The sequence below is a fragment of the Sporosarcina jiandibaonis genome, from assembly GCF_013184495.1.
Taxonomy (GTDB): Bacteria; Bacillota; Bacilli; order Bacillales_A; family Planococcaceae; genus Sporosarcina; species Sporosarcina jiandibaonis.
Map to the genome: position 1 here is coordinate 231,301 of NZ_JAAOIY010000005.1, position 10,581 is coordinate 241,881.

Consider the following 10,581-nt stretch of genomic DNA (forward strand, 5'->3'; position numbering starts at 1 on the left):
AGAGGTTTGTCTGGTGAACTTTAAAAATAGATTTATCGGATGGTTTACAGAAGGGGAAAAGCGTGAATTATCTAATCTTCATTTAACGTTATTTTCTTTTCTTGCATTTACATTAGCTATGTTTCAAATTTGGTCTGTTGTTTGGGGAAAATTAAATCCTATGAATCAGATGGCTGTTCATTTGGCGTTTATTTTAAGTCTTACGTTTTTAATATACAGCTACTCCAAACATACTGGTTCAACTCGACCGACGATTATAGATTATATTTCTGCAATACTGGCTTTTGGAGCTGGCATCTATTTCACGATTCATGCGGAACGTTTTGCGGTAAGAATTCCAATTATGGAACCGTTAACGAACTTTGATATATTTTTTGGATTGGTGTTTGTGCTTCTTAGTATTGAAGCGGCTCGAAGAACAATCGGTTATCCTATTATTATGATCGTCTTCATTGGCATTGGTTACGCCTTATGGGGCCACAGTTTAGATGGCCTCTTATGGCATCGGCCGTTTTCACCTGTAGAAGTATTAGATGAATTGGCATTTAGCTTTAATGGCCTGTGGGGATCGCCCATTTCGGTTGCAGCGTCATTCGTATTTATGTTCATGTTGTTTGGGGCGTTCTTAAATAAGGCCGGAGCTGGGGAGTTCTTTTTCGAGTTGTCTACGGCGGTTGCAGGGAGAACTAAGGGTGGAGCCGCTAAAGTCGCTGTACTCGCTAGTGCATTTTTCGGTTCCATATCTGGAAGTCCGACAGCAAATGTTGTGACAACCGGATCCTTCACAATACCTGTAAGTAAGAAGACCGGTTATAAACCTTCTTTTGCAGCAGCCGTGGAGGCAGCCGCCTCTACAGGTGGAAGCATATTACCACCGATTATGGGTTCATCTGCTTTTCTTATGGCTGCTGTCACACAAATACCGTATGGGTCCATCGTAATTGCTGCAATCATTCCAGGAATTCTTTACTATGCATCCTTGTTAATGATGGTTCATTTCGAAGCACTACGACTGGATTTACCGCGAGCCGCTAAGGAAAACATTCCAAAGCTCTCTACTGTTTTAAAGGAAGGATGGTATTATTTTATCCCCTTAATTGTTTTGGTCTTTTTCCTAATGCAAGGGTATAGTGCCTCTAGAACTGGATTTTACGGCATAATTTCCATAGTCATCGTTAGCTGGTTTCATAAAAAGACACGAATGGGGCTAAGGGATATTGCTTCGGCAATGGTCAATGGCGTTAAATCGGCTATCCCAGTATCAACGGCATGTGCTGCTGCAGGATTAGTCATAGCGGGAATTATGTCTACGGGTCTCGGTGGGAAATTAACGAGTATTGTTCTTGGATTAACGGAAGGTATGTTATTTCCTACTTTAATCCTTGTCATGCTCATTTGCATCATTTTAGGAATGGGCATGCCTGTTGCGGCAGCATATATATTGACTGCAATGCTAGCGGCGCCGGCATTGATTGAATTAGGTGTTTCGACGATGTCTGCTCATTTGTTCATCGTGTATTTTTCTATCTTTTCAGCAATTACTCCGCCTGTTGCAGTGGCAGCCTTTGCCGCAGCCGGGATTTCTGGTAGTAACCCTAACCGAGTAGGACTGGAGGCTGTTCGTCTTGGTTTAGTTGGATTTATTGTACCGTTCATGTTTGTTTTTGAACCTTCACTGCTTATGCTTGGGACACCAGGGGAAATCATTGTATCAATCTTAACCGCGTTGATTGGTGTGATTATTCTAGCAGCAGGTGTGATTGGCTGGTTGATCACAAAGGCTACAATTGCAGAACGGTTCGCACTCGTTGCTGGCGGACTTCTAACAATTTACCCGGGATTATTATCTGATGGCATCGGTGTGGTGCTGATTATTTCAATATTGTTTATTCAGCGTAAGAGGGAGATTAAGATTATAAAGAATGATGATAGAAAACCGTTGGAAAAAGGGCGATTGAAAGGGACTAACGCTTTGAATGCATCTCCATTGAGTGCTGAAAATTCTTTTAAGCTATTAAAATAAGATACTTTATATAATTCCTCTTCATCAATTTCATCGTATGCATTTAATGCGTTCACGCCATATGCAAGTGCAGATTCAGCTTTTAGTTTCCAACTAATATCAATTCCCGGAATTGGTTGACAATTATTTTTAATACGATAGAGTGATAATTATTAATCCCAAATTGAATATTTAATTTTTCTTATCCAGAGAGGTGGAGGGACTGGCCCAATGATACCTCGGCAACAGACTATTTAGCACTGTGCCAATTCCAGCAAGCGAAAGCTTGGAAGATAAGAAGAGCAAAGAAATAATAATTTCAACCTCTTCTTATGTATGCAGAAGGGGTTTTTAATTTGCATTAAAATCTAAAAGGTTTGTAGTGAAAGGAATAGAGGAGGGTTATTATAATGAGTCAGACGAACAATGCGATTCGCAATGAACGAGATGCCGAACTTGTAGCTTATGCCAATGGGCTTTCGGACATTATAAAACGAACAGCTGCAAAGTATGATGAAACAGGTGAATTTCCATTTGAACATTTCGATTTGTTGGAAAGAGAGGGATATTTGAAGCTGGTCCTTCCGAAAGAATATGGCGGAGATGAACTTTCACTCTATGAGATTTTATTGGTACAAGAAAGGTTGGCGCAAGGGTCCGGCTCAACCGCTTTGGCAGTCGGATGGCATTTGATGACGTTTTTCAATTTGCGCTTTTCACGGCCTTGGAAGGAAGAACGATTTGAACGTTTGTGCAGGGATGTGGTTGAGCACGGTTCTGTCTTAAACGTTTTCGCTTCTGAACGGGAGGCAGGAAATGTTATGAGGGGCGGAAAATTAGCTACAGTTGCGAGAATGGTAAGAGGCGGATATGTCATTTCAGGAAGAAAAGCATTTGCAACACTAGCCCCGATTGTTAAGCATTTTACAGTGCTTGCCTATGTAGAAGATGAGGACCGGATCGCGGAGTTTTTAATCGAGAAAAATGAAGCGGTAACAATTATCGAAACTTGGAACGCGCTAGGCATGAGAAGTACGGGGAGTCATGATGTTGAGTTGAACAATGCCTTCGTTGCGGAGGATGCGTTGCTCGCCTATACGGACGGACCGACTTCCAATCGGTTTACTGCAAACAGTAGTGCATATTCATTACAGATTCCTGCCATTTATCTAGGAATTGCTTCGGCTGCAAGAGATTTTATCATCGATTACGCGGAAAATAAATTTTCTCCTAGTCTCGGGAACGTCATATCCGAAGCGCCCCATGTGAAGCAAAAAATCGGTGAAATCGAAATCCATTTAAGCGTTGCAAGATCTTTGCTCTACTCACTTGCAGAGAAGTGGGATAGCGATGTAAACCTTAGAACGCAGCTCGTACAGGAAGTATCAATCGCTAAGTATACGGTTTGCAATACGGCGGTGAAGGTCGTGGAATTGGCGATGAACATCGCAGGAGGAAATGCCCTTAACAAGGATTTACCGTTGGAAAGGTATTTCAGGGATGTCCAGTGCGGACTATATAATCCACCGCATAATGATATGGTTATCAATCAAGTTGCCAATGTTGCTATCGATCAATACCGACATGCTAAAAAAGAAGAACTTATTCATAACTAGGATTCAGTCGCTTGGGAAGAATTACAAAAGCAAGTATATGATTTACAAAGAAATCTTAGGATACTACAGGAGAAAGGATTACCATTGTATCCTAACCAAGGTGCAACAATAGAACTGTGGGAAAGAAAGTTGAAACAATTGGAAAGTTAATTTTATAAAAGTACTATTATGGAGGTTAGTTGTCATGGATAAGAAAGATATTAGTATTCTTGAAGAGTTGCTTTATAATGTAGAAAAAGAAGATGTAATCATCGAGTTAAGTAATATAGAGGACCCACTAGTACTCCATTTTTTTGCAGCAAATTATAATTGGGACAACGGTTTTGATATACCAAAAGCACTTCTTGAAAATGAGAATTGTGATTTAGGAACTGGATTATTAATGTTTCATTATGCAGATGGGTATAGAATGTTAGAAAATCCTGAGGAAGTTTTAGCTTCCACATTAGAAGAATGAAAGGATTTTTTATTTTATCTTTATAATAGACTTAAAAATACAGAGTTTAAATCGCAAAGTATTTCATTCAATCCTGAATTAACAAAAATTCAAAAATTCAAGTTGAAAAAAAGCAACCCGAACATTCCAGATATTCTTATGAATAAATCCCCGGGCGATATAGTGGATATTCCTAAAATATAGTGATACTAATAATGTCTTGATTGGCTATGCCTTTCAAGATTTTTTTTAGTGGTTTAGATTTAAAGCTATATTACTCCCTGGACTAGACCGAGCAAGATTTTAGGTACCTGTGCATGAAACTATTCAGACTATACACTTCGATTGCATAAAATGAAAAGGGGAATATCGACATAACAATGCTTCATCGATATTCCCTTGAATACTTATTCAAAATCATGAATTGTCATAATTACACCATGCACAGGTAACGCCATAATTCTCTGTAAAATCACTTCGGGGTTTTTCAAGATGAACTATGTAGTATAATGAGTGGAATTCCAAGTCTTATAAATTTATAACTCTATTAACTTTTAGAGAAGAAAGTAATGAATAAAGGAGTAATTTTAATGAACTTTCTAGCCATTGATTTTGAAACGGCCAATAGTTCGAGGGCCAGCATTTGTTCAATCGGTATTGTTATCGTTGAGAATGGTTTGATTAAAGAAGAGATTCATACATATATAGATCCGGAAGATGAATTTACTTACTTCAACACGGTAATTCACGGAATTACCGAAGACATGGTCCAAGGTGCACCGACTTTTAAAGAGTATTGGCCGGAGTTTAAGAGGATGATTGAGAATAAGGTGTTGATTGCACATAATGCTAGTTTTGATATGAGTGCGATGCGTTATGCATTGGATATTATTAATGAACCATACGCGGAATTTACTTATGGTTGTTCTTATGTATTTTCTAAAAAGGTTTGGCCTACTCTTTTCAATCACAAACTTTCTACGGTGGCAGATCACTTAGGAATCAGTTTTAAGCATCACGATGCGCTAGAAGATGCCAGGGCAGCTGCGTTGGTGACATTAGCAGCGCTGGAAACTAGTGGAACTGACTCGCTCGTTGAATTATCGGATATGCACAATTTGCAATTAGGTCTTCATCGCACGGACAAGTATTCGCCTGCCGGAGCAAGAAAAAGAAAAAAGTCTATGAAAGTTCCAACGCGTAAAGTAGATAAATCCCATCCATTTTTCAATGCTTCTGTCGTATTTACGGGGAAATTGCAGTCTATGACCAGAGGTGAAGCCTCACAAATTGTTTTGAATTGTGGTGGGGTTTGCAAAAGTAATGTGACTCGCAATACAGGCTACTTGGTTATCGGCGATTATGATTTAACAAGTTTCACAGAAGTGTTTGCAAGTGTAAAAATGCAAAAAGTTGAGGAATTGATTAACAAAGGATATCCGATTAAAGTTTTAGGTGAAAATGACTTTTTGAAAATGGTGACGTAGTGTTGCGTGTCTGTGCAAGAAACTATCAAGTGATTATTGGCTTGTATTCGTATAAGTGCATCCAGATCCTATATAATTGAGAGAAGAAGCGCAGCAGTTTGTAGAGGAGTGAAGAACCATGGAAAGTTACATCGTTATGCAAGGACGTACCTACCATGATGAGAAAGAATTAGGTGTCCTCTGGTCATTGCAACGAGATAGTGTGGGCAATGTCCACCATTTCTGGGAACGCATGAAAGAAGTAGCGGAAGGCGATCGCATCTTTCATTATGTAAGAGGAGATATTGTGGCAATTAGTGTAGCAAAATCAGGATACAGAGAAGCATATAAGCCCTCCGAAATTCCACTTCCAGTCATCGAAAATGCTAAGGGGTACTTAGTTGAGGTCGACTATTATGAACTCGATCTGCCATTAACGATTGAAGATTATTTTGATGAAATCCTTCCGCTGTTGCCTATAAAATATTCCGCATTTCAAGAGAATGCCAATGGTAATCAGGGCTATCTATATCCATGCAACGAAGAACTGACCATTAAACTGGTAGAGTTGATTGCGGGCTTGAACATTTATGAAATCGATGAAGAACAATTGGAATTCGTGATGGGCACCGTGCAGAAGACGGAACATGATTTCCTCATCCCGCTTCTCGCTGAAACTGAATCAGAAACGAAAACTAAATTACGACTAGGGCATCAGAGGTTCAGAAATGAACTATTGCCACTCTGGCACGGTAAATGCGCGCTTTGCGACATCGAGCTGCCAGAACTGCTTCAAGCAAGCTACGCAAAACCATGGAAAGACTGTACGAACAATGAACGCATCGATCCAAACAACGGTATTCTTCTTTGTCGTAACCATGATGCGCTTTACAGTAACGGCCTTATTGCATTTGACGGAACAGGTAAAATCCATATTTCATCTAGAATCCCTGAAGTGGATTACGATAAGTATGGACTTCAAATAAAGATGAGCGTGAAAAGAACTGAGAAGAACAAGCCATATCTGAAGTGGCATAAGAAGCATATGTTTAAAGAGTAAATCTACACAGATTACTATAAAATAAAACGATCCGCGATCCCCTAAATGATTTAGCGGATCGTTTTTCTTATACCTACTTTAATTTTGCCCATTGCAGCTGCTTTAGGGGTCTGGCTAAATTTTAGGTACCTGTGCAAGACACAAATTTCAGGTACCTGTGCAAGACACTATTCAGATAATACAATGCAATTGTATAATTTAAAAAGAGGAATGCTGACAATACAACACTTTGTCGATATTATCCAAAGTCGTGAATTGTCATAATTCAACCACGCACAGGTACCTTTTCTAATTACCGGTAAATGGCAGGTGATAAACACTTTCCATTTTCTAGAGGATAAAAGGTAAAAGTTACAAGTAAATTCAATTATTAATGTTATACTTGTTTTAATAGTTTGATTTATTCTGACGTTAATTTTTTTAATAATCGGATCATTTTGTCGGATAATATGGGAGGCGGCCATGCTAAAGAAGAAAATAATGAAAAAAGTACTCCCGATAATTTTTATTAGTTCCATCCTGTTCGGTTGTTCTGGTAACGAAACGAATTTGGAAAAGGTTAAAGGTAATAGTTTTACATATAGTGAGTACTTTCACGAGTATGATGGGCTGGATGAAAGGGAAAATATACAATACTACAAACCGCTTTCGTTGAATGAAGTGCAGTCGTTTTCCTTGCCTGATGAAATGAAAAAAGTTGTCAATACAATTGATCAAAATAGGTTGCCTTTTAAGGTGGATGAAGAGGAATTCTATTTCGTCACTTCCAAAAGCAAAGAAGGGAAAGAGATAAGACAAGGCCAAGTTAGTTATTTTGAGAGAGACGAGTACGGTAACATAGACGAGTTTTTTATCATTTCAATAACGGAAAGCGATCGAAACCCACTGGAAAATCAAGATATCTCGACTAAAGTAGATTCTGTGGGTAACAAATTAAAGAAAGAACGCCTAAGGGAAAACTTGTCGATCTACCAGCAAGTCCTTACAACTGATAGTGCGTTGCTGTATAGATTTTACGATTATGATGAAGATTTGAAAAAGGTTACAGTCGTTGCTACTGCTGCAAATGAATTTTACGCTTATTACAATGGATATATTTATCACGTCGGTTATTTAATAGACAGGGAAAAGATTGATGAAGAAATGCAAGAGAAGATGCTGCAGCTTGCTCGGGAATATATTTTGGGAAGTTCATTTTGATATCTTTCAACAAACGGGCCAAATTGTGTAAGAAAGGGAGTTGTGATATGGGAGATTTTGAAGTAATGTTATTCTTTTTGGCAGGTGTTTTTATTGTATTTATTATAGCTTTACTATCAATTGTCAGAATGTCGACTAACAGAACTACAGCAGCCTCAATAGACGATTTAAAAGAAGAGATGAAAAATCTTAAACAAAGAATTAATGAACTCGAAAATGAAAAGATGTAATTTTTAAGTATTATATTCAATAAAGGGGTGCGATTCTTGAAGAAGGATTGCACTTATTTCAGTAATTGGGTCATTTTCTTTTAGAAGATTGGAGGGATAAATATGACCTATAATGCAAAAGCCCAGAGAGTAGTATTGTTCGGTCTTTTCCTGTTATTTATATTGTTGTTGACCTTGAATGAGGACACTTGGATGTTGTATGTTTTGGTTCCAGGGGCGATAGTTATCCTTTTAACGATTTTTGTAAATTTTAAACTTAAAATACTGGACAGTTTTTTGACGTTTCAAATATGTATTTTTTCATTACCTCTATACAATAGGACGGTTAGCAGTGAACAAATTTCCAATATGAAGTTTAAGCGTGTTGGATGGGCAAGAAAATGTGTAGTTGTAAAAAACAAAAAAGCATTCAATTTTCGAATCACCAATTTTAGCCCAGATAGTCTATATAAAGATTTGATTGATTTTGCTAATAAATATGACGTACCAATTTACAAAACAAAAGAATATACAATCTTGGAGAAATAACAGGGTGTACGTTGTACCATAATCGGGCGCGATTGCTTAATAGTAGTATTCAATTATCGGGCCAGATAGTTGAATACGGAAATATCGATTTTAATGATATTGTAAACAAAGTTTGTGAAGAATTGTTCTTAAACTAACGGGGCAGGTTACTTCAAGAAGGATTAATGCTCATTTATGTGGAATTTATTAGGTAATGAAAGATAACTAACTTTTAACAAGGGGGGATATGAAATGCAAAAATGCAAAAACTGTGGTGGAAATTCATTTGTAAAAGTACCAGAGTTTGAAAAAGAACTAACTGTCTGTTTGGATTGTGGGGAGGTAGTTTCAATAAGGTTCGTAAACCCAAGTATATTAAAGAAATATATATTAAAGTAGACAGATTTGGTTTTATAATTTTTATTGCCTTACTTTAATGGAAATGAGATTATAACCAGAGTTTATTCAACTAACGGGCGCGATTGCTTAATAAGTGATTGTGTCCGTATCGAAAAAACGGGCCATTTTGTGGAGTAACAACTAAAAAAAATTAAAAATAGATATCCGAGGAGATAGGAAATGAAAGATTGTTTATTTTGCAATCCAGAGTTAGAACCAACACAAAATGTTATTATGAGTAACGAATTCTGTATGTTTTTACAGTTAGATCAAGCTCAAGTAAAAGGTGTTCAACTTGAGGGAGCGGGAATAATTGTAACTAAGAAACATAGAGAAACAGCATTTGACTTAACACTCGAAGAATGGAATGCCACATACGCACTTCTTCAAGACGTGAAAAGGTACTTAGATGAAAAATATCAACCACAGGGATATAACCTTGGTTGGAATTGTGGTGAGGTTGGAGGACAGCATATATTCCATTCACATTTTTACGTGTTACCAAGATATGAAGATGAACTACTTGCAGGCAAAGGTATTAGATATATGTTTAAGAGTACTGAAAATCAAAGGGGAAGTTCTTAATATCTATTGTCTCCTTTAATCGCAGTACCGCAATCGGGCGCTTTTCCTGTATAGGCAAAGACGCCTTTTTTGAACTTTTTCGATATCCCAAGGGCTTGTACTTTATTATACATTTCGATTGTCGAATAAAGGTTGGGTAAACCGATCATACTGGAATCAAATTAATTGATTCATAGTATGGGAGCGTGAAAAACATGTTGTTATCGGAAGCATGGGAAAAGTATCAGTTTGACAAAAGAATTGAAGGCTACTCACCTTTAACATTAAAGATGTATGGCTTTCAATGTAATCTTCTAGAGCGTTATTTTGGTGATGTCATAATGGGTGATATTACAACCGAAAATCTCAAGCAATATTTGGGAGAGGCTGGAGAACATTTGAAACCATCTAGTTTGGGCCACCGTGTACGCTTTATTAAGTCGTTGTTTAAATGGACTCATGAGGAAGGTTTTATCTTTAAAAATCCGGCTGCAAAATTAAAAGAGCCTAAATTAGGAAAGCGAATTCCAAAATTTCTTTCCAAACATGAGATTGAACTTCATCGGGAAGGTTGTTATACATCGCTAGAGAATGCTTTATTTGAGTTTTTTTATTCAACAGGTTGTCGAATCGGTGAAATTGCGAAATTAAATCGAAATGATATTAACTTCGCGGGAAACTCAGTAATCGTCCATGGGAAAGGTGACAAGGAAAGAGAGGTTTATTTTAATATACGCTGTGCGATTTGGTTGAAAAGGTATTTAGACGAACGCAGCGATGAAGAACCTTGTCTATTTGTCACAGAGCGTAAACCAATTAGACGTATGAGTGTGGATTCTTTGAGATACGTTGTTAAACGTATTTCTAAACGTGCTGGAATCAACAAAACAATTCATCCTCATCAATTACGTCACAGCTTCGCTACACATCTTGTTGACAATGGCGCTCCACTTGAAGTGATTCAAAGTCTTCTAGGTCATGAAAAAAGTGAAACGACAAGGATTTACGCTCATCTTAGCGGAAAATTAAGATATGACTTTTATAACAAGTATTTTTAAAATATCAAACAAGAAAAGTTTTCTCGATTTACGGATTTACTTA

General features: G+C 37.6%; 10 protein-coding genes, 1 pseudogene and 1 riboswitch. All 11 genes and pseudogenes read left to right on the top strand.

Annotated features, from left to right (window positions below; translation table 11 throughout):
- The first annotated feature begins 13 nt into the window (after positions 1-13).
- Complete coding sequence (locus tag G8782_RS13930; RefSeq protein WP_172372258.1) at positions 14-2,023, top strand: TRAP transporter fused permease subunit; 2,010 nt, start codon at positions 14-16, stop codon at positions 2,021-2,023.
- Positions 2,024-2,201: 178 nt separating this feature from the next.
- Positions 2,202-2,302, top strand: a riboswitch (SAM riboswitch).
- Positions 2,303-2,412: 110 nt separating this feature from the next.
- Positions 2,413-3,618 carry an acyl-CoA dehydrogenase family protein gene (locus G8782_RS13935; RefSeq protein WP_172372259.1) on the top strand — a complete coding sequence of 402 codons (1,206 nt, stop codon included), beginning with the start codon at positions 2,413-2,415 and terminating at the stop codon, positions 3,616-3,618.
- Positions 3,619-3,802: 184 nt separating this feature from the next.
- Positions 3,803-4,258: pseudogene (locus tag G8782_RS18720) on the top strand (DUF4274 domain-containing protein).
- A 365-nt stretch (positions 4,259-4,623) separates the two neighbouring features.
- A complete protein-coding gene (locus tag G8782_RS13945) occupies positions 4,624-5,541 on the top strand; it encodes an exonuclease domain-containing protein (RefSeq protein ID WP_172372261.1) in 918 nt (305 codons plus the stop codon).
- Between the two features lie 118 nt (positions 5,542-5,659).
- Complete coding sequence (locus G8782_RS13950; protein ID WP_172372262.1) at positions 5,660-6,580, top strand: HNH endonuclease; 921 nt, start codon at positions 5,660-5,662, stop codon at positions 6,578-6,580.
- A gap of 462 nt (positions 6,581-7,042) precedes the next feature.
- The gene (locus G8782_RS13955; protein WP_172372264.1) at positions 7,043-7,780 is read left to right on the top strand and encodes a hypothetical protein; all 738 of its coding nucleotides are present in this window, start codon (positions 7,043-7,045) and stop codon (positions 7,778-7,780) included.
- 47 nt (positions 7,781-7,827) lie between these two features.
- A complete protein-coding gene (locus tag G8782_RS13960) occupies positions 7,828-8,010 on the top strand; it encodes a lipopolysaccharide assembly protein LapA domain-containing protein (RefSeq protein ID WP_172372266.1) in 183 nt (60 codons plus the stop codon).
- Positions 8,011-8,112: 102 nt separating this feature from the next.
- Positions 8,113-8,538 carry a hypothetical protein gene (locus tag G8782_RS13965; protein ID WP_172372268.1) on the top strand — a complete coding sequence of 142 codons (426 nt, stop codon included), beginning with the start codon at positions 8,113-8,115 and terminating at the stop codon, positions 8,536-8,538.
- A 231-nt stretch (positions 8,539-8,769) separates the two neighbouring features.
- The gene (locus G8782_RS13970) at positions 8,770-8,916 is read left to right on the top strand and encodes a hypothetical protein (protein WP_172372269.1); all 147 of its coding nucleotides are present in this window, start codon (positions 8,770-8,772) and stop codon (positions 8,914-8,916) included.
- A gap of 180 nt (positions 8,917-9,096) precedes the next feature.
- The gene (locus G8782_RS13975; RefSeq protein WP_172372271.1) at positions 9,097-9,501 is read left to right on the top strand and encodes an HIT family protein; all 405 of its coding nucleotides are present in this window, start codon (positions 9,097-9,099) and stop codon (positions 9,499-9,501) included.
- A 194-nt stretch (positions 9,502-9,695) separates the two neighbouring features.
- The gene (locus G8782_RS13980) at positions 9,696-10,538 is read left to right on the top strand and encodes a tyrosine-type recombinase/integrase (RefSeq protein ID WP_172372273.1); all 843 of its coding nucleotides are present in this window, start codon (positions 9,696-9,698) and stop codon (positions 10,536-10,538) included.
- Positions 10,539-10,581 lie beyond the last annotated feature (43 nt).